20 protein-coding genes are annotated in these 19,382 nt (G+C 68.6%); 8 read left to right on the top strand and 12 right to left on the bottom strand.

The features are described 5' to 3' along the window. Window positions 1–125: 125 nt before the first annotated feature. From BU204_RS03415 to BU204_RS38845, 3 genes are read left to right on the top strand one after another with little or no spacing between them, the layout of a single operon-like run. Window positions 126–1,031 carry a DUF5919 domain-containing protein gene (locus tag BU204_RS03415; RefSeq protein WP_075124045.1) on the top strand — a complete coding sequence of 302 codons (906 nt, stop codon included), beginning with the start codon at window positions 126–128 and terminating at the stop codon, window positions 1,029–1,031. Further along, entirely contained in the window at window positions 1,028–1,837 is an 810-nt protein-coding gene (locus BU204_RS03410; RefSeq protein WP_075124044.1) for an inositol monophosphatase family protein, read from the top strand. The genes BU204_RS03415 and BU204_RS03410 overlap by 4 nt, the downstream gene beginning before the upstream one ends. 30 nt (window positions 1,838–1,867) lie before the next feature. Further along, the gene (locus BU204_RS38845; RefSeq protein ID WP_143229288.1) at window positions 1,868–2,662 is read left to right on the top strand and encodes an ETEC_3214 domain-containing protein; all 795 of its coding nucleotides are present in this window, start codon (window positions 1,868–1,870) and stop codon (window positions 2,660–2,662) included. Between the two features lie 30 nt (window positions 2,663–2,692). Here BU204_RS38845 and BU204_RS03405 read toward each other — a convergent pair whose 3' ends face one another. The 3 genes from BU204_RS03405 to BU204_RS03395 form a co-directional block, all read right to left on the bottom strand. Then, window positions 2,693–3,346 (bottom strand): 5' nucleotidase, NT5C type, encoded by a 654-nt coding sequence (locus BU204_RS03405; RefSeq protein WP_075124043.1) that lies wholly within the window; start codon window positions 3,344–3,346, stop codon window positions 2,693–2,695. A 796-nt stretch (window positions 3,347–4,142) separates the two neighbouring features. Next, window positions 4,143–4,478 (bottom strand): hypothetical protein, encoded by a 336-nt coding sequence (locus BU204_RS03400; RefSeq protein ID WP_143229286.1) that lies wholly within the window; start codon window positions 4,476–4,478, stop codon window positions 4,143–4,145. 122 nt (window positions 4,479–4,600) lie between these two features. Continuing rightward, complete coding sequence (locus tag BU204_RS03395; protein ID WP_075124041.1) at window positions 4,601–5,044, bottom strand: hypothetical protein; 444 nt, start codon at window positions 5,042–5,044, stop codon at window positions 4,601–4,603. 72 nt (window positions 5,045–5,116) lie between these two features. On the opposite strand from BU204_RS03395, the gene BU204_RS03390 reads away from it, so the two are divergent. The 3 genes from BU204_RS03390 to BU204_RS03380 are packed head-to-tail and all read left to right on the top strand — an operon-like array spanning window position 5,117 to window position 6,534. After that, the gene (locus BU204_RS03390) at window positions 5,117–5,389 is read left to right on the top strand and encodes a DUF6191 domain-containing protein (protein WP_075124040.1); all 273 of its coding nucleotides are present in this window, start codon (window positions 5,117–5,119) and stop codon (window positions 5,387–5,389) included. Window positions 5,390–5,413: 24 nt separating this feature from the next. Beyond that, window positions 5,414–6,040 (top strand): TetR/AcrR family transcriptional regulator, encoded by a 627-nt coding sequence (locus tag BU204_RS03385; protein ID WP_075124039.1) that lies wholly within the window; start codon window positions 5,414–5,416, stop codon window positions 6,038–6,040. A gap of 2 nt (window positions 6,041–6,042) precedes the next feature. Beyond that, a complete protein-coding gene (locus BU204_RS03380; RefSeq protein WP_075124038.1) occupies window positions 6,043–6,534 on the top strand; it encodes a nuclear transport factor 2 family protein in 492 nt (163 codons plus the stop codon). Between the two features lies 1 nt (window position 6,535). Here the strand turns inward: BU204_RS03380 and BU204_RS03375 are convergent, their stop codons facing one another. The 5 genes from BU204_RS03375 to BU204_RS03355 all read right to left on the bottom strand — a co-directional run bounded on the left by BU204_RS03375 (window position 6,536) and on the right by BU204_RS03355 (window position 12,333). Further along, window positions 6,536–7,765, bottom strand: coding sequence for a class I SAM-dependent methyltransferase (locus BU204_RS03375; RefSeq protein ID WP_075124037.1), 1,230 nt, complete (start codon window positions 7,763–7,765; stop codon window positions 6,536–6,538). A gap of 17 nt (window positions 7,766–7,782) precedes the next feature. Further along, complete coding sequence (locus BU204_RS03370) at window positions 7,783–9,141, bottom strand: FAD-binding oxidoreductase (protein ID WP_143229285.1); 1,359 nt, start codon at window positions 9,139–9,141, stop codon at window positions 7,783–7,785. A 69-nt stretch (window positions 9,142–9,210) separates the two neighbouring features. After that, window positions 9,211–9,645: a hypothetical protein gene (locus BU204_RS03365; RefSeq protein WP_075124036.1), complete on the bottom strand. Its 435-nt coding sequence runs from the start codon at window positions 9,643–9,645 to the stop codon at window positions 9,211–9,213. 10 nt (window positions 9,646–9,655) lie between these two features. Beyond that, a complete protein-coding gene (locus tag BU204_RS03360; protein WP_075124035.1) occupies window positions 9,656–10,471 on the bottom strand; it encodes a hypothetical protein in 816 nt (271 codons plus the stop codon). After that, the gene (locus tag BU204_RS03355) at window positions 10,468–12,333 is read right to left on the bottom strand and encodes a Xaa-Pro dipeptidyl-peptidase (RefSeq protein WP_143229284.1); all 1,866 of its coding nucleotides are present in this window, start codon (window positions 12,331–12,333) and stop codon (window positions 10,468–10,470) included. Before BU204_RS03355 ends, BU204_RS03360 begins: the two co-directional genes overlap by 4 nt. Window positions 12,334–12,497: 164 nt before the next feature. On the opposite strand from BU204_RS03355, the gene BU204_RS03350 reads away from it, so the two are divergent. Next, a complete protein-coding gene (locus BU204_RS03350) occupies window positions 12,498–13,112 on the top strand; it encodes a hypothetical protein (protein ID WP_075124034.1) in 615 nt (204 codons plus the stop codon). On the opposite strand, the gene BU204_RS03345 is transcribed toward BU204_RS03350, so the two are convergent. Genes BU204_RS03345 through BU204_RS03330 form a run of 4 tightly spaced genes read right to left on the bottom strand, consistent with a single transcriptional unit; the run spans window position 13,104 to window position 18,567 of the window. Further along, the gene (locus BU204_RS03345; RefSeq protein WP_075124033.1) at window positions 13,104–14,258 is read right to left on the bottom strand and encodes an acyl-CoA dehydrogenase family protein; all 1,155 of its coding nucleotides are present in this window, start codon (window positions 14,256–14,258) and stop codon (window positions 13,104–13,106) included. The genes BU204_RS03350 and BU204_RS03345 overlap by 9 nt on opposite strands. After that, window positions 14,255–16,219 carry an ATP-binding protein gene (locus BU204_RS03340; protein WP_075124032.1) on the bottom strand — a complete coding sequence of 655 codons (1,965 nt, stop codon included), beginning with the start codon at window positions 16,217–16,219 and terminating at the stop codon, window positions 14,255–14,257. The genes BU204_RS03345 and BU204_RS03340 overlap by 4 nt, the downstream gene beginning before the upstream one ends. A 2-nt stretch (window positions 16,220–16,221) precedes the next feature. Further along, window positions 16,222–17,835 carry a carboxyl transferase domain-containing protein gene (locus BU204_RS03335; protein ID WP_075124031.1) on the bottom strand — a complete coding sequence of 538 codons (1,614 nt, stop codon included), beginning with the start codon at window positions 17,833–17,835 and terminating at the stop codon, window positions 16,222–16,224. 57 nt (window positions 17,836–17,892) lie between these two features. Then, a complete protein-coding gene (locus tag BU204_RS03330; protein WP_075124030.1) occupies window positions 17,893–18,567 on the bottom strand; it encodes a hypothetical protein in 675 nt (224 codons plus the stop codon). Between the two features lie 155 nt (window positions 18,568–18,722). Between BU204_RS03330 and BU204_RS03325 the strand changes: the two genes are divergently transcribed. Next, a complete protein-coding gene (locus tag BU204_RS03325) occupies window positions 18,723–19,343 on the top strand; it encodes an SACE_7040 family transcriptional regulator (protein ID WP_083660969.1) in 621 nt (206 codons plus the stop codon). The last annotated feature ends 39 nt before the right edge of the window (window positions 19,344–19,382 follow it).

The following is a 19,382-nucleotide window of genomic DNA, read 5'->3' as shown; positions in this document are numbered from 1 at the left end:
TGTCCTGGCCGCTGGATACACAGTCGGCGATCCTGAGTCCCGTCGAGACCCCGCATCCGTCCCGTCTCGTCCGAGGTCGCCCCATCCGGTCTCGTCTTGTCTCCTCTTCGTGCTACTGTCGTCTCGTGACCAGCAGCAACGGGGACACCGCGACAGGAGACGCCATCCTGCTCAAGGTGCTACTCAAACAGCGGCACCTACACGTCTACAGCGCATTCAGCCGCGAATACAACAAAGTAGCCGCGAAACTGGAACGCGAACTGGTCGGCACCGGCCCGAGCAAGGCACAGTTCTACCGATGGATCTCCGGCGAGCTGGCAACCCTGCCCTACTCCCACCACTGCCGAGTCCTCGAAGGCATGTTCCCCGACTGGGGCGTCGAGCAGCTGTTCCAGCCCTACAGCGGCAGCATCGACTTCATCCCCAAGCCCGGCATCGAACGCATCCCGCTCCCCGTCGGCCCGCCGGCACCCCCACCCCGACCCACCAGCACAAAGGACGTGACCGCCGTCTACACCAGCCGGTCCGAGTTCGTCCACGAGCTGCCCCCACACCAGCTGTTCGACAGCGCCAAGCGCATCCGGGTCGCCGGCCTTTCCCTCAACCTCCTGTGCCAGAACTACCCCGACCGCTCCCTCCGCGAGCTGCTGGAGACCGGCACCACCGTCGAAGCCCTCTTCCTGGACCCCGCCGGCGACTACATCAAGCAGCGCGACCAGGAAGAAGGCCACGACGCCGGCCTCCTGTCCACCCTCACCGACATCAACATCCAGGCCCTACGCCGTGCCAGGGGCAAGCTCACCGCGGACGCCCGAGACAACCTCCGCATCCGCGCCTACGACGAGACCGTCCGGTTCAACATCACGATCATCGACGAGCGGGTGTGTGTCGTGCAGCCCTACCTGCCCGATGCTCGGGGTGTCGAGTCGCCGACCATCGTCACCGAGAAGCAAGATGGTCCAGGCCTGTACGACACCTTCGAACAGGTCTTCAGCTCCATGTGGGACCGCGCGAAGGACATCACCGAGTGACCGACGACCTGCCAGACCTCCTCAGAATCGCCGAACAAGCCGTCGGCCTCGGCTACGACATCATCAAGAACACCACACCATCCGAGATCCGCCTCAAAAGCGACCGCGACACCGTCACAGACGTCGACCTCAAGATCGAAAACGAAGTCCGCGAGTTTCTTCGGCGGATGACTCCTGCCGCAGGGTTCCTAGGAGAGGAGGAAGCCTCCACGGCCTCGCTCGACGGGGATCAAGATGTATGGACGCTTGACCCGGTCGACGGTACATCGAACTTTGCCCATGGCCTACCGCTATGCGCAGTCTCCCTAGCCCTGGTGCGTGGCGGCGCACCCGTAGTGGCCGCCATGGTCGCTCCCTTTTTGAACTTGCGTTATCTCGCAGCAAAAGGTCACGGCGCGTTCGGGAATGGTGTCCGGATACGAGTCAGTGCGACAACCGAGCTTTCCCAGTCGATCGTTTCTATCGGCGACTACGCAGTAGGCGACGAAGCGGCGGCCAAGAACGAACGGCGAATCCGCCTCACAACTCTACTCGCCGAGCGAGTGGAACGAATTCGCATGTTTGGCTCAGCAGCACTCGACCTGGCATGGGTAGCCGAAGGGCGGACGGATGCCGCGGTTATCATGGCCAATAAACCGTGGGACACCGCAGCAGGGGTGCTTTTAGCACGCGAAGCCGGCGCAAATGTAGTCGATGCTACGGGAGCCGCTCATAGTTTCACCTCGAGCGAGACTATCGCCGTAAATCCTCATATTCAACGGTCGCTGCTGTCGCTCACTAGCAAGATCCCAAAGGGTCACAGCTGACAAGTCGAGTATGGCAGAGCGGGACACGGGATGAACATCAACTGGGACAATGTGCTGAAGTTTGTCGGTATCCCTGGCGCAATCTCGGCATGTCTCACACTGCTAATTATTGTCGCAGGTCGGACTGCGGGCGTCGGACGATGGTTGAGAAGAAAAGCGATACATCGAGAACAATTACTGCAGCTCAGCTGCGGCATATCTTTTTCTCGATTCGACGATATATTAGGGGTACCCTACATAAAATCCACCCAGAACTCCCTTCCTGGCAGCGAGTTGCCCGATCGGTACATCCAGGTGTACTGCTCCCCGTACGCCTACATACTCGCCGCAGGATCTAATAAAGATGAGAGCGTCCACGCTTTCGCTATAACGATACGCACCAAGAAATTCAGACTTCCTATCATTAAACTGACCGCGAGCCAAATCGAAGGCGTTATCCCCTCGCTCAGAATCTCAAAGATCGAGTCCGCGCTGCGAACTGGAAATCGGCTTGTAATTGGCGCTAATCGCTTCGGTTATGCAGAATCTTATTACTTTGGAAACCCGGGATTTTATCAAACATACGTCTTAGCGTACAACGATGCTGGGGTTGGCGTGATGCCCATTAGCGAGGAGTTCCACGACTTCTCTTCGGGACCATTCGCTACCCTGGAAGAAGGCTCCAGTCATGCAAGTGAGCCCTCCGGCATCTGGTTCAATGCCTTGTATCGAGAGCTACGCCCGAACACCATTGCCGTGATTGGACCCCAAATCGATTTGTCAATAATCGCCAACTATCTAAGCGTAGGCGTCGACCGCTCGATGATTCGACATGTTCCACATTAACACTTGCGACCTAACTCCTCTTTTTATTGTCTACGCACCCGACTCCGGTGGTTCGTGTCCGGGCGCGAGAGGAAGGGCCATATTCCGTTCCTGCCTCCACGCGTAGTAGCGACTACGAACAATATCCTCAGCTTCACTCCAGTTGTTGGCGCGGAGCAACGGCGGGGGATTCATTCGTCTATTTGTTGAGTTCGTATACGCGATAACAGTCTTGTTTGCTGCCTCCAAGCTTTGGATATTTGATTCCGTGTCCTCAATGTATATGTCGGCGTCGACAAGCGATTTGTCACGCATGAAGCATAGGTCCCAATACGGGACCGCATGCTGATCCAGCCACTTAACGGTCTGTGCGACGGCGGTCTGGTGAAAGTGTCTAATAAACAATCGGTGAGTGATAATTCTTATGCGAACGCCTTCGGTGCCGAGCCTTCTTATTGATTGAGCGGAGCCGACTATAGGCGTCATACTTAGAAACAGGTCTCGCTGAGTAACCGCGAAACGATGCACGCGATCGTATTCACCAGGCAATGTTCCCCATTCGGGAAGACCGTATGTCACTTCCGCGGAAAGTTCACCTATATCTACTCCGCGCCAATCGGCGAATACTTCTCGCATCTTGGCGTAGAAATCGGCGCATACCCCGTCCAAATCAACGCCCAGGACGAACTCATCGCTTTCGTGCATTTTGACTATCCTATTCCCGCTGTTAACGTACGGTTGTGGCGTTGCGCTAGCCATCCGCATCGGGTAGGGCCGCTATACCATCCACCGGTGCACCCTGCGTCCAAGCCGGAGCATACGAGGAACGTCATCTTTCGGCGAGTTCAAGTGTTCAGAAGACCCGAATGGGTTCAGCGCGGCCATTGCGCTGCCGAATATGCCTCTATGGGATCAAGGCGCGCCGCCGGTGGCGGCGCAGTCGGCCCGTCGCGTTGACAACGTGGGCCGCATCCGACGCGGCACGGCCGGCTCCCGCTCCGCTCACGCCGGCCGGCCAGCGCGGCGCAGCCCACGAGCCCGCGACGGCAGCGCCACCACCGGCGGCGCGACATGTCCAAGAACCCACACGGCAGGCTCCCTCGGCCCCAAGCATCGAACACCGGCCCGCCGGCCTCAAGGGCGCCCTCCCGGGCGTCGCTGACGCGATGGCTGCGCCACCCTTGACCCCAGCGAACCGGCGCTACGAGACGGCCTCTACGAGGGAGCGGGAGAGGTGCAGGCAGCACAAGATCATGCCGTCTCCAGGCCGTGAGAGAGCGGGGACGGCCGAGAATCGGCGAGAACTGTTGGCAGGCGTTGAGCCAGGTCAGAGACCCTTTTCAGCGCACATCAGCAGGCCAGACAGGAGACGCCGAGAGACTATGGACATCTTCGAAGGCACCCAGCAGATCCAGCAGCTCATCATCGCCCGCCGACTGCTCGGAAAAACCTCCGCACAACTCAGGTGACCCCCGACCACCCGGCGGTCATCACGTGGGAGTCAGGTACCTGAGGCCAGCCAGGCCAGGACGGTTTCCGCGGCCTCGTTCGCGTCGGAGGTGGTCAGTACCTGATGCGTACCGTCGCCCTCGACCAAGAACGGCGGCTGCCCGTGGGGATAGCACTCGAGCTGGACGTCTTCGGGTCGGTCGGGGACGCTGATGAACCACAGGTCGTCGCTGTCGGCAGGATGGGTGACTGTGAGGCGTTCGATCTGGATCTCGGGGCGTGAGGTCTGCAGGGCGGCGAACACCGCGTTGACCGGACCGTCCGTGGAGTAGTGCGACATGGTGGTTTCTTTCGCCTGCGTGCGGGCTCTGGTGGTGGGGGCGCCCACCCATCTGTTGTGGCTTCGCCCTTCACCTTCCTCCTCCGCTCAGCTTAGGTGAGCCGCGAGGAGGACCGTGCTGACGCTGCCGAGTATGGCGCCGCTCGCCACCAGCGATCGCTGGCATGAAATCAGGAGTCTGCCTCGCGCGGGTTGCTGGTGAGGACGAGGGCGAAGTCCTTGCGCCAGGTCGCTCCCTGGTCTTCCGACGCCTCCCAGCGGCCGGAGATGCGACCCGGCTCGATCTCGGCGGTGAACCGCTGGAACATGTCCGGGTCCTCGCGGTTCAGCGTCCACCGGCTCCCGTCGAACGTCATGGCGAAGCGGCGGCACACGCCTCGTTCGTCGTGGTAGAGGGCCGCGTAGGTGTCGGTCGAGTCGTTGTGGCCCAGAACCAGGGTCATCTCGCCGGCCTCCGTGGTCCAGCGGAAGAGCACGAACGCCTCGCCCAGCCACTCGAACGTGGCGGAGCCGGGGAACTCCTGGCCAGCCGGTTCCAGGAACCACGCGTCGCCCATTGTTGCCTGCCAGGTGCCGATCAGCGGGTTCAGCTGCTCCACGGCCTTGTTACGCATGGAGGGCATTGTGCCGTGGCGGAACCAGCTCCGCTGGCGGGGCGTTGTCCGCGCATGGGATGGGTATGGGCCATGTCGATCCCGGGCATCGTCTGCCTGCTGGTCGTGTTGGCGGCGCTGGAGCGGTTCGGGTTGTGGGCCGGGAAGCGAAGCTGGCTGCCGGGGCGCGGCGACCGGACGTCGACCTCCATCTCGGGGGCGGGAGTGGAGGAGTTCGGGGCCTTCTTCTACGCCGGCAAGCGCGACGAGCTCGAACACCGGAAGTCCGAGCTGGTCCTCCCCGAATCGGAGACCAGCGGCGACCCGCCGACCTTCATCCTCGATCTTGGACCTGACAAGCGTTAGGTAACGAGCTAAGCTACCTAACGTATGTCAGGTAAGCGGCGACGCCTGCCTCCCGCCGACCGGCGGGAGGTCATCCTCGCGGCCGCGGCGACGGTGTTCGCCGAGGTCGGGTACGACCGTGCGGCGATGCGTGCGGTCGCGACGGCGGCGGGGGTCACCACCCCCGTGCTGTACGACCACTTCGCCTCCAAGGCCGACCTCTACGCGGCGCTGGTGTCGGCGCAGGCCGACGACCTGATCACGCGGTGGGAGGAGGTAGGCACACAGGTCGCCGGCGGGGGCGGGTCGACGGAGGACGTGTTCCGGAGCACCGTCGACGCCATCTTCGCCTGGATCGAGGCCAACCCGACCGGTTGGCGGATGGTCTTCCTGGACGCCCCCAGCGACCCGGCGGTCGCGCAGGCGCACCGGGCCCGGCAGGAGCGGGCCACCGCCGTCCTCGCCGAGCAGTTCGGGCGGGTGGCGGAGCTGCGGATCTCCGTGCCGCTCGAGCGGCGCCGGGCGGACCTCCTTCTCGCCGAAGCTGCCAAGTGGACGGTCAACGCGATCGCCGCGTGGTGGTGGGACAACCGGGACCTCTCCCGGGCACAGATCGTCGAGCTGACCGCCGACCTGCTCTGGCGCGGGCTGGCGCACATCACCGAGGAGTAGCCATGTCTGTCGAGGACTTCCGCGAAGCCGGACGAACCAAGAACATCGAGTTGGCCCTGTCCGCCTGCTCCGACGACGTCGTGGTGCACTCACCGCTCACCGACACCACCTCCTTCCGCGGGCAGGCCGAGGTGCGGCAACTGTTCGACGCCGTCTACGAGCGGTTCGAACGGATCGACTACCACGACGTCATCGGCGGCGGCGACGACTGGGTCCTGTTCGGCACCACCTCCGTCGGCGGGCAGCAGGTCGACGAGACGCTGCGGGTCCGGCTCGACGAGCACGGCAAGATCGCCGAGTTGACCCTCTACATGCGACCGCTACCGGCCCTCGCCGCGGTGATGTCGGCTCTCGGGCCGGCGCTGGCCAGGCGCAACGGGCGGTCCGTGCTCACCGTCGCCGCGCTCCGGCTGATGGCCGCTCCGCTCGTCGCCGGCACGCGCTTCGGCGACCGAACGGGTGTCCGGATGGCGTTGCCGCGCTCGCGGGACTGACCTACCAGTCCGGACGCAGCGGCATCCGCGCGTCGGCCCCGTCCAGTCGCACGCCCAGGATCTGGTGCAGCTGCACGTTGTTGCGCTCGAAGCCGAGCCGGGAGCCGGCCATGTAGAGCCGCCACACCCGGGCCCGGTCCAGGCCCACCTCGCGAACGGCCTCCGGCCAGTGCGCGTCCAGGTTGGCGCACCACTCGGTCAACGTCCTCGAATAGTGCTCGCGCAGGTTCTCCTCGTGGCGCACCTCCAGACCGTTGTCGTGCATGGCCGAGACGAGGTGGCCGGGGCTCTCCAGCTCACCGTCCGGGAACACGTACCGGTTGAGGAAGCCGCCGACCTTCGCGGGCTGGGCATTGTCCGAGCGGGTGATGCAGTGGTTCAGCAGCCGCCCGCCCGGCCGCAGCTTGTCGTGCAGGAAGCGGAAGTACTCCCCGAGACGAGCCTTGCCGATGTGCTCGGTCAGCCCGATCGAGCTGACCGCGTCGAACCCGGACTCCCGCACGTCGCGGTAGTCGAGGTGACGGATCTCGGCGAGCTCGCTCAACCCGGCCTCGGCGATCGCCTTCTGACCCCACTCGGCCTGCTTGCGCGAGAGCGTCACGCCGAGGGCGCGCACGCCGTAGTGCCGGGCCGCGTGGATGACCATGCCACCCCACCCGCAGCCGACGTCGAGCAGTCGCATCTCCGGCCTCAGCCCGAGCTTGCGGGCCACCAGGTCGTGCTTGGTCCACTGCGCCTCCTCGAGCGAGGAGTCGGCCTCCGGGTACACCGCACACGTGTAGGCCATCGAGGGCCCGAGGATCCACGAGTAGAACCGGTTCGACACGTCGTAGTGGTAGGTGATGGCTTCCTGGTCCCGGGCCTTGGAGTGGCGACGCCCGCGCAGCCGCGACTCCGCGGCGGGTCGCCGGGTGGGCCACCACAGGCGGTAGGCGCCGAGCCGGGCGGCGATCTCCAGCCGCACCTTCGCCGGGACGCCCTCCAGCGTCGCCGAGGACATGCTCGCCAGCGCGGCGTACATGTCGCCGTCGATGTCCAGCGAGCCGCTCACGTACGCCCTGGCCAACCCGAGCTCGCCCGGCGCCGACGCGAGGTGCGACATCGCCAGCGGCGAGCGCACGACGATCCGGGCGGGGGCGCCGGGATCCCCAGCGGTGCTGCCGTCGAACGCGCGGAACTCCAGTGGGGCGTCGCGTCCGATCGCGCGCGCGAAGACCTCGGCCAGCTTCATCGTCGCTCCTTCCCGTCCTACCGGTTGCCCACGCACTTCGCGTACAGGTCGGGAAGTCGCCCGCGCGGGTCGTAGGTCTCCTTGAGCTCGCGGTAGGTCTCCCCGTCGTACCGAAGCCAGAACTCATCCTCGGTGAAGTACGAGTCGGAGTACAGCGACTTGTGGCCGCCCAGCTCCGTGACCCTGCTCTCGATCAGCCGGTTGTGGTGACCTTCCGGTTGACCGGGTCGCAAAGGGACGGTGGCCCAGAAGCCGACGTTCACGAACATCCGCCCGGGCGGCATGGGGTACAGCGGCCACCCGCGCGGCTCGCGCAGGGTCACCGGGCACAGCCAGACCGGCCGGATGCCGATCTCGGTGTCGAAGAACTCCAGGAACTCGGCGAGCCGCTCCACCGGTACCTCGATGTCCTGGATCACCGGTTCACGCGCCGGGTTCCCCAGCAGCCGGTCGACCCGTGCGGAGAGGCCGAACCGGCGGTCCAGCGCCACGATCCTGCGGTACACGTCGGACCGCAGGTAGCGGCGCGGCCACAGCCTGCGCACGAGCGGGTGCTGCGCGCCGAGCGCCTGGGAGCACCAGAACCAGTCGGTGTCCCACCGCCATAGGTAGTCGCGGGCGGTCAGGTGGTCCTCGACGCGTTCGCGGACCGACCGGTAGTAGATGTGGCGCCCCGTGTAGTCGGACAGGCGCGGTGCGGAGTCGGTGAACCGGCCGACGGTCAGGTACAGCTCCTCGCCGCTGAACGCGGTGCCGTCCAGGAAGTCGACACCCGGGTCCGCGGCGAGCTCGGTGATGGCCGCGGCACAGCTCGCCGCGTCCGGATAGCGGAGGTGGCGCAGCGCCACGAAGGGCCGCGTCGGCGTGAGCGAGATCCGCAGCCGCAGCGCGTAGCCGAGCGTGCCGTAGGAGTTGGGGAAGCCGTAGAACAGGGCGCTGTGCTCGTTGTCCGGTCTGGCGAGCACGACCTCGCCGTCGGGGGTGAGGATCTCCAGCTCCAGCACGGCCTCGTGCGGCATGCCGGCACGGAACGAGGTGGACTCGATGCCGAGCCCGGCCACCGCTCCGCCGATCGTGATGGTCTTCAGCTGCGGCACCACCGTCGGCATCAGGCCGTGCGGCAGCGTGGCGTCGACCAGGTCCTCGTAGGTCGTCATGCCGCCGACCTCGGCCACCCGCTCCCGCGGGTCCACGTGCAGGACGCCGGTGAAGGCGCTGACGTCCAACGCGTTCGCCGGTGGGGGTTCCCGGAACCGGAACAGGTTCGAGGTCGGCTTGGCGAGGCGGATCGGGCTACCGTCCGGCTGCGCCACGAGCTGGGCCCGCAGTGTCCGCAGCGCCTGGTCGTGGGCGATCAGCGCAGGTGGACGAGTCACCCTTCGATGCTAACCCGATCACGAGCTACTTTCGTGTCATGGCGCGGTCGCTCCCGTCACCCTGCCCCGTCACACGCCTTCGCCGACGTAGGGAAGCCACCGGTATCCCGGCGCGAAGGCGCCGAACACCGGTGGCTTCCCGACCGCGGTCCAGATGTCGTCGCTGATCACGAGGCCGGGGAACACGGTCACGTCCTCGTCCTGCGCGGTCAGTTCGTCATAGTGGCGGAACTCGTCCGTCTCGACCCCGACGAGTGCGTAGCGGTACACCGGCGGTGCGCTCCGCAGCCGCTCGTAGAGTTGGATCCCCGCCGAGGTCATGGCCGCCGCGTCCGCGGCAGAGCGCACTCCCGACCGGCTCAGCCCCGCGGGAACCACGCCGCACCACCAGTCCTCCGCGATCAGGACGACGTCGGAAGACCAGTCGTGGAAGTGGCGCGCCAGCGCACGGGCGTCGCCCTCGGCGCGCCCGCACTCGGCGTTGAGCGCGAAGATCCAGCCCATCGAGGAGTTCCTACGGCCGTTGGTACTCCTCGAACAACTCGGTCACGTAGGCGAGGAACAGACCGGCCGCACCGAACACGCCGGCGATCGGGTGCAGCTGGGCGAAGCCGTAAGCCATCTCACAGCCCTTCACCGAGGGAGCGGACTCGCTCACGTCGGTGAACCAGTCGTAGAAGGGCACCCGTCCCCTGGCGAGGTCGGGATGAATCAGCCAGCCGTAGACGGCGAGCAGGTCCAACGCGACCGGACGATTGCGCAGCGCCCACCGGTAGGTCTCGGAGAACTGGTAGAACCGCTCCTCGACGGCCGTCGCGTACTGCCCGTGGCTCTCCGCGAGCTCCACCCCGTACTCGGTGGAGGCCTGCTCGGCCTCGCTCCACGCCCGGTCGTGTGCCGAACGGGTGGGGTACGAGCCGTTCGCGACCCCGGTGACGTACCTTGCCCACAGCCGCGACCCGGGGTTGCCGAAGTCGTCGGCGGAGCGGCCGAGCGCGATGGCGAGCCCGCGCTCGATCCCCTCCAGGATGCCCGCGTCTACATAGGACACCCAGCTGCCCGGGGCGCCGAGGCCGTGGTCCCGGAAGAACGTGATGACGCCCTCGATGTTGCGCCACCGGTCGTGGACCCGCAGCGACGCGCCGGGCCCGGCCTGCATCCCCCGCACGAACTCCAGGCGCTCGGCCATCGACATCAGGTCGATCTCCTCCGCCGAGCAGTCCAGTGCGGCAACGCACTCGGTCGGCGTGCGCCGGGTGTCGGCGACGGCCGGCGGGGCGAGCTGGACCAGCACGAGCACCAGGACCAGCGCCAGGACGCGGCGTATCACCGCAGCCCGCCGACGAGCGGGAGCGAGAGCGTGCTGCGTGCCGGGTTCACGGTGAGCTCGGTGCCGGGCAGCGGGCGCAGCGTGAAGTCGTGGTCGGTGGAGACGACGACGAGGCCGATCCGGTGCCCGGCGGGGAACACGTAGTCGTCCGGCTCGAGGTCCCAGGTGAACGTGTACTCGGCGCCCTGCTGGATCGGCGTGCTGCGGGAGATCGACCGCCGGTTCTGCACGTCGGTCCAGCCGCGCGTCACCATCACCGGTGCCGCGGTGGAGCCGACCGGGCCGTAGTCGACCACGACCGCGGTCAGGTTCGCGGCGTACCGGTTGTTCACCGAGGCCCGCAGGGACACCGACGGCGTGCCGCTGAGGTGCGCGGGCCGCGCCAGCGGGGCGGAGGTGTAGACGAGCCGGTTCGGGTTGGCGTCGTCCGGGTTCGGCAGCAGGGCGACGTCGGTGTCCAGCTCGCGGCCGGCGTCCACGAACGACTGGCGCGGGCGCGGGCCGGAGGGCAGCCCGACCGACAGCGTGCCGGGCTCGGTCGCGCTGGTCGCGCCGAGGCGCAGCGTGGTCTTACGGGCGCCGGGTACCGGCCAGTCGGCGTACTTGTGGTAGGTCCCGTCCGGCCGCTGCACGTCGGCCCTGGGCTCGGTCATGATGCCGTTGTCGACACCGAACAGCCAGTGGTCCATCCAGCGGTTGAGCGTGCGCTGGTAGTCGGTCGTGCCGCGGGGGCCGCCGTGGCCGTCCTTGTGCAGCCAGATCTTGCGCGGCACGTCGTAGCGCTCGAGCTGCGACCACCAGGTCGCGAATGCCCGCGGCATCACGTTGTAGTCCTCGAGGCCGTGGACGACGAAGACGCTCGCCGTGACGTTCCGCGCGCGGTGCAGGTAGTCGCGCTCGTGCCAGTAGTCGTTGTAGTCGCCGGTGATGCGGTCGCCGTACTGCAGCATCGCGTCGGTGAGGAACCGGCAGTGCTCCAGCCGTGGACCCTCCACGTAGAAGGCCAGCACGTCGAGGTCCTCGCCCTGGAAGCCGTTGTCCCCGACGGCGGAGGCGTTCGAGTGCGGCGCGCGGACGAGCCCGTTGGCCCGGTAGTAGTCGTACCAGCTGGAGATCGCGGAGACCGGGACGATCGTGCGCAGGCCCTCGACGCCGGTCGTGGCGACCTGGTTGGGCAGGGTGCCGTTGTAGGACACGCCGGTCATGCCCACGTCACCGGTGGTCCAGTCGGCGGCCACCGGCTCGCCGGCCTCGTCCCAGGCCCGGGCGCGACCGCCCAGCCAGTCGATCACCGCGCGGGTACCCAGGGTCTCCTTCATGTCGCCGATCGTCGGGCAGCCGTCGGAGAAGCCGGTGCCGATGCTCTCGCCGAGCACCACCGCGTAGCCCCTCGGCACCCAGTAGTTGTCCAGCGAGCCGGGCAGGTCCGGGACCGGGGCCTTGGCCTGGCCGCCCCCGGCGAGCGCGGCCCGAGGCTGGATGTGCTCCTGGGGCAGGACGGAGAAGTCGACGTTGTGGTTCTCGGCGTCGCCCGGGTTGTAGCGGTAGGGGCTGTGCTCGAAGATCACCGGGACCTTGATGCCCTGCGTCTCGGTCTCCCCCGGCCGGGACAGCCGCACCCGGACCCGGTCGCGCCGCCCGTCGAGGTCGCTGTCGACACTCGTCTCGACGAACAGCGTCTCCTCGACGGCGTTCGCCAGGTCGAACTGGGGCTGGCTGACGCCGTTCTCCAGCTTCAGCCAGGACGGCGGGGTGGGCCGCTGCTCCCGGTGGGCCACGGCGCCGGCCGGGGCGCCGACGAGCGTGGTCACCAGCGGAACGACCGCCGCCGTGAGCAGGACCAACCGACGCGACAGGCGCATGAGGGCCTCCGAGAGCGCTGAGCAGGGCAACTCATCCTATGGCGCCGCGGGCGGCCGCGGGACAGTGATTTTCCGGCCACCGCCCGTCCACGCCACGCCGGCTGGCATCCTGGTCACCGACCGGCTCGGGTGGGCACCCGCGCCCCGTTCGGCCAGGGAGTCAGGTGAACATCACCGTCGGGATCTTCGATCTCTTCGCCTACTCCGTTCCCGGCGCGCTCTACCTCGCCCTGCTCGCCTACCTCGGCTTCCGGCTGGACCTGGTCGAGCCCGCCGCCGTGGCCGGCGTCCCCGGCGTCCTGCTGGTGGTCGCGGTCGTCGTGTTGAGCTATCTGCTCGGCTACCTCGCCTATCCGGTGGGCGCGCTGGCGAACCGGCTGCTGCCGCGGCGGCGCCGGCGCGACCCCCGCGCCGAGTTCCGCCGCCGCAACCCGGCCGCCCAGGACCGCGACTACGTCGGCGCGGACCCGTTCCTGTTGCTGTCCGGCCTCCAGCTGCACGACGCGGACGTGGCCGCGGAGGTGGTCCGGCTGCGGGCGTCCGGCCTGATGCTGCGCAACTCCGCACCACCACTGCTGTTCGCCGCGGTCGCCGCGGTCGTCGAGACGTTCGCCGGGCCGCGCCCGGTGGTCGCCGCGGTGTCCGCGGCCCTGTTCGCGGCGGTGTCGGTCGTGCTGCTCGCCCAGGGCCGCAAGATCGGCCACTGGGCCAGCATCAAGACCCTCGAGCTGTGCTTCTGGCTGCCCGACGTGGACGAGCGGGTGCGCCGGTCAGCGTAGGCCGAGCTCGCGGGCGATGAGCATGCGCTGGACCTCGCTGGTGCCCTCGCCGATCTCCAGGATCTTGGCGTCCCGGTAGAACCGGCCGACCGGGTACTCGTTCATGAAGCCGTAGCCGCCGAAGATCTGGGTCGCGTCGCGGGCGTTGTCCATGGCCGCGTTGGACGCGACCAGCTTCGCGATCGCGGCCTCCTTCTTGAACGGCTCGCCGCGTTCCATCTTCGCCAGCGCCGCGTAGTAGGCCAGCCGGGCGGTGTGCGCGCGGGCCTCCATGTCGGCGATCTTGAACTGGATCGCCTGGTACTCCCCGATCTTGTGGCCGAACGCCTCCCGCTCGTCCACGTAGCGCAGGCTCTCGTCGACACACCCCTGTGCGAGGCCGACCGAGACCGCGGCGATCGCGATCCGCCCCTCGTCCAGGATGGACAGGAACTGGGCGTAGCCGCGGCCGCGTTCGCCGAGCAGGTTCGCCGCCGGGACCCGGCAGTCGGTGAACGCGAGCTCCCGGGTGTCCGAGGCGTTCCAGCCGACCTTGGAGTACTTCTTGGACACCCTGAACCCCGGGGTGCCGGCCGGGACGATGATCGCCGAGATCTCCTTGCGGCCGTCCGGCTTGCGGCCGGTCACCGCGGTCACCGTGATCAGTCCGGTGATGTCGGTGCCGGAGTTGGTGATGAACGACTTCGTCCCGTTGATCACCCACTCGTCGCCGTCCAGCCTGGCGGTGGTCAGCGTGGCACCGGCGTCGGAGCCGCCGCCCGGCTCGGTCAGGCCGAAGCCGCCGAGCATCTCGCCCGTGCACAGCCTGGGCAGCCAGTGCCGCTTCTGCTCCTCGCTGCCGAAGCGGAACACCGGCATCGCGCCGAGGGAGACCCCGGCCTCGAGCGTGATCGCCACCGACGAGTCGACCCTGGCCAGCTCCTCGAGCGTGACGCACAGCGCGGTGAAGTCGCCGCCCATGCCGCCGTAGGTCTCCGGGAACGGCAGGCCGAACAGGCCCATCCGGCCCATCGCGGCCACCAGCTCGTAGGGGAACTCCTCCCGCTCGTAGAACTCGCCGATCACCGGGGCCACCTCGTCGCGGGCGAACTCCTGGACCGTCTTGCGAAGGGTCTCGTGCTCCTCGTCCAACCGGAAGTCGATCATCGCTGCTCCTCCTGTGGGGTCACCACCGCCAGCGGCTGGTCCAGCGCGACCTGTTGGCCGGCTCGGACATGCAGTTCGGTGAGCACCCCGTCGACCGGTGCGGGGACGGTGTGCTCCATCTTCATGGCCTCGACGACCACGAGTGGGGCGCCGGCGACGACCTGGTCGCCGACGGCGGCCTTGACCACCAGCACGGTGCCGGGCATGGGGCTGGTCACCGGGCCGCCGGCGGCGGCCGACGCGGTCTCGCCCTCGAGCAGCGAGTGCTCCTCTACGGCCCAGGTGCGGCCCTGGGCCGCGAGCCACAGCGTGTCCCCGGCCCTGGCCCGGTGGAAGGCCGTGGTGCGCCCGGCCAGGGTCACCTCGAGCCGGCCGCCGGCGAACCGGGCGGCGGCGGGCACCGGGCCCGCCTCGTCGACCTCCACCGACGCGTCGGCCGGGGTACCGGCGACCCGGACGGTGGCCTGCCGGTCCCCGCAGGTCAGCCGCAGCGGTGTCCCGGCGGCACCGCACAGGCGCCAGCCGTTGGGAACGTCCCAGGGATCGACGACCTCGCCGACCGGTTGCCGGGCGAGGAGCTCCTCCAGCGCGGCGGCGACCAGCACCACGTCCGGCACCTCGGTGCGCACGAGACCGGACAGCTCCCGCTCGACCAGCCCGGTGTCCAGGCGGCCAGCGCGGACGTCCTCGTGGGCCAGTAGTGCCCGCAGGAACGCGATGTTCGTCCCCACCCCGAGCACCGCCGTCCCGGCGAGGCCGGCCGACAACCGGCGCAGCGCCGTGGCGCGGTCGGGTCCCCAGGCGATCACCTTGGCCAGCATGGGGTCGTAGCTCGAGCCGACGACTGTCCCCTCCTCCAGCGCGGAGTCGACCCGCAGCCCGGTCCCGGTCGGCTCGACCAGGCCGAGCACGGTGCCGCCGGTCGGCAGGAACTCGCGCGCGGGGTCCTCGGCGTACACCCGCGCCTCGACCGCGTGCCCGCGCCACTCCACCTCGGCCTGGCCGAACCCGAGCGGCTCGCCCGCGGCGACCAGCAGCTGCTGCTCGACCAGGTCGACGCCGGTCACCAGCTCGGTGACCGGGTGCTCGACCTGCAGCCTGGTGTTCATCTCCATGAAGAAGAACTCGTCGGGCCGCTCGGTGGAGACGATGAACTCGACGGTTCCCGCGCCGGTGTAGCCCACCGAGCGGGCGGCCTCCACGGCCGCGGCGCCCATCCGCTCCCGCGCCGCGGGCGACAGCAGCGGCGACGGAGCCTCCTCGATGATCTTCTGGTGGCGCCGCTGCAGACTGCACTCGCGCTCGCCGAGGTGCACGACGGTGCCGTGGGTGTCGGCGAGAACCTGGATCTCGATGTGCCGCGGCGCCGACACGAACCGCTCGACCAGCAGCGTGTCGTCGCCGAAGGCGCCGCGTGCCTCGCGCCTGGCCGACTCGAGGGCCGCGCGCAGCCCACCGGGCTCGGCCACCCGGCGCATGCCCTTGCCACCGCCGCCGGCCGACGGCTTGACCAGCACCGGGTAGCCGATCTCGGCCGCCGCCGAGACCAGGTCGTCGTCGGACATGCCGGGCTCCGCGCGCCCCGGCACCACCGGCACGCCAGCCGCCCCCACGGTCTGCTTGGCGCGGACCTTGTCCCCCATGGCCTCGATCGCCTCCGGCGGCGGGCCGACGAACACCAGACCCGCACTCGCACACGCCCTGGCGAAGGCGGCGTTCTCGGCCAGGAAGCCGTAGCCGGGATGCACGGCCTCGGCGCCGGCCGCCACCGCGGCGGCGACGACGTCGTCGACGGACAGGTAGCTGCCGATCCGCACGGCCTCCGCCGCCACGCGGACGTGCCGGGCACCCGCGTCCGCGTCGGTGTACACCGCGACCGAGCGGATGCCGAGCTCGGCCAGCGTGCGGCACACCCGCACCGCGATCTCGCCCCGGTTGGCGACCAGCACCGTGGAGAACATGCTCACATCCTGAAAACGCCGTAGCGGACCGGTTCCAGGGGCGCGTTGGCAGCCACCGAGAGCGCGAGCCCGAGCACCTGCCGGGTGTCCGCCGGGTCGATCACGCCGTCGTCCCAGAGCCGTGCGGTGGAGTAGTACGGGTTGCCCTGCTCCTCGTACTGCGCGCGGATCGGAGCCTTGAAGGCCTCCTCCTCCGCGCCGGGCCACTCCTCGCCCGCGGCCTCGACCTGGTCGCGCCGGACCGTGGCGAGCACCGAGGCCGCCTGCTCGCCGCCCATCACCGAGATCCTCGCGTTGGGCCACATCCACAGGAACCGCGGTGAGTACGCCCGGCCGCACATCGAGTAGTTGCCCGCGCCGAACGAGCCGCCGATGATCACGGTGAGCTTGGGCACCCGCGCGCAGGCGACGGCGGTGACCATCTTCGCGCCGTGCTTGGCGATGCCGCTCACCTCGTAGTCGCGGCCGACCATGAAACCGGTGATGTTCTGCAGGAACACCAGCGGGATCGAACGCTGGTCGCAGAGCTCGATGAAGTGTGCGCCCTTGAGAGCGGACTCGCCGAACAGCACGCCGTTGTTGGCCACGATGCCGACCGGGTGTCCGTGGATCCGGGCGAACCCGGTGACCAGGGTGGGGCCGTACTCCTTCTTGAACTCGCGGAAGCGGCTGCCGTCGACGACGCGGGCGATCACCTCGCGCACGTCGTAGGGCGTGCGGGGGTCGGTCGGCACGACGCCGTAGAGCTCACCGGGGTCGACCGCGGGCTCCTCGGTCGGCTCGGTCTCCCAGGGGCGGGGGGCGCGGGGGCCGAGCGTGCTGACGATCGAGCGGACGATCCGCAGCGCGTGCGCGTCGTCCTCGGCCAGGTGGTCGGTGACCCCGGAGCGGCGCGCGTGCACCTCGCCCCCGCCGAGGTCCTCCGCGCTGACCACCTCGCCGGTCGCGGCCTTCACCAGCGGCGGGCCGCCGAGGAAGATCGTGCCCTGGTCCCGGACGATGACCGCCTCGTCGCTCATCGCCGGCACGTACGCCCCGCCCGCGGTGCACGAGCCGAGCACGGCGGCGATCTGCGGGATACCGCGCGCGGACATCGTCGCCTGGTTGAAGAAGATCCGGCCGAAGTGCTCGCGGTCGGGGAACACCTCGTCCTGGCGAGGCAGGAAGGCCCCGCCCGAGTCGACGAGGTAGACGCACGGCAGGTTGTTGTGCAGCGCCACCTCCTGGGCGCGCAGGTGCTTCTTGACCGTCATCGGGTAGTAGGTGCCACCCTTGACCGTCGCGTCGTTGGCGACCACCACGCACTCCCGGCCGGACACCCGGCCCACGCCGGTGATGATGCCGGCCGCGGGTGCCTCGTCGTCGTACATCCCGGTGGCCGCCAGCGGGGACAGCTCGAGGAACGGCGAGCCAGGGTCGACCAGCGACTCCACCCGGTCGCGCGGCAGCAGCTTCCCGCGGTCGACGTGCCGCCGCCGGGCCTTCTCGCCACCTCCGCGTGCGGCCGCGGCCGAGCGGGCGCGCAGGTCGTCGACCAGCGCCGCGTGCTCCTTCGCGTACCGCTGGAACGCGGGGTCGCTCGGGTCGGCGCCGCTACGCAGGACGGGGGCGTCCATCTCGCTCCAGAGGTTAGTGACCGTTAACCTATAGTGCGAGATGGTAGTTCGGGTCCCCTACCACCGTCCAGCCGGAGCCCGGGACACGTCCATCCACGTTCGAGTGTCGCGGTGGGTCAGCAGGACGACGTCGACGAGCCCGGACACGATCCGGTAGCCGATGTACCAGGCCAACGTGGCGTAGACCGGCTCGGGCACCGAGACCGACATGCCCTCCAGCGAGAGCACGACCGCGGCCAGGATCACGCCGACGAACAGGTCGACCGCGGCCATGCCGAGCAGCTTGCCGCGCACCCGGGGGTCGCCGTGGCGCAGGCCGCCCGCCCGCCGGACGGCCCGGGGCACCGCCACCAGGCCGACCAGCCCGGCCAGGACCAGCGGGACCAGCCAGAGCACGGCCTCGGGCAGCGGCGGGACGGCGAACCCGAACCCGTACCGGTTCTCCACGACCACCGCGAACAACGCGAACAGCAGCCCGACGACGACGAGCGAGTCGACCACCACCCAGGCCGAGGCGATGCGTACCGGGGTCGGTGGAGCCGCCGGCGGCGGCCAGGCGCCCGGTCCGGCGTGCGGCGACCGGGGAGTCGACGGCGGGGGCGAGTGGGGAGCCGGCGGGGGAAAGGCCCGGTACCGCTCGCGGTTGGCTCGGTACTGGAGATAGGAGATGACCACGCCGAGCACCGCGGCGATCGAACCCAGCATGGCGAGGATCTGGCCGATGAACTCCATCGAACGCCCCGATCGGAGGTGGGGAGAGTGAGATGTGTCTCCATTCTTTCCAGGGCACCAGAACAAGAGAAGCGAAAATGAGTGATGTTGCCCCTTCGGGCGTTCGCCCACCGCCTGCTGTTAGCCAGCGCTAACGCGGCCGGTAGGCTCGAGAGGTGTCGACCCGCCGGGAGCAGATCCTCGCAGCCGCGGCCGAGCTGTTCGCCCGGCACGGTTTCCACGGCGTGGGCATCGACGAGATCGGCGCCGCGGTCGGCGTCTCCGGTCCCGCGCTCTACCGTCACTTCCGCAGCAAGGACGCGATGCTCGGGGAGATGCTCACCTCGATCAGCGAGTCGCTACTGGCAGGCGGCCAGGAACGCCGTGACACCAACGAACCCGCCCAGGTGCTCGGCGAGCTGATCCGGTTCCAGGTCGACTTCGCGCTCGACAACCCGGCGCTGATCACGGTGCAGGAGCGCAACCTCGGCAACCTCACCGAGCCGGACCGGCGGCGGGTCCGCGCCCTGCAACGACGTTACGTCGAGGTGTGGGTGCAGGCCATCCGCGAGACGGCACCCGCGCTCGACGAGCCGACCGCGAGGGCGGCGGCGCACGCGGTGTTCGGCCTGATCAACTCGACGCCGCACAGCCGCCACCTGGGACGCGACGGAATGGCCACCATGCTTCGGGAAATGGCCGTCGGCGCATTGACCAGGGTGTGCGCTGACGGGCGCCCCTCGGGGGATCTCCAAACGTCCAGCCGGGAATTCCGGATCGCTGGTACATCTGGGTGAACCCGCCCCCGACGACCCCGCGCCGGTTAGTAGTGTTTC

Source organism: Actinophytocola xanthii (genome assembly GCF_001921205.1).
GTDB classification, from domain to species: Bacteria; Actinomycetota; Actinomycetes; order Mycobacteriales; family Pseudonocardiaceae; genus Actinophytocola; species Actinophytocola xanthii.
Note: the sequence above shows the minus strand (reverse complement) of the source record. Positions and strands in the feature narration are given on the sequence as shown.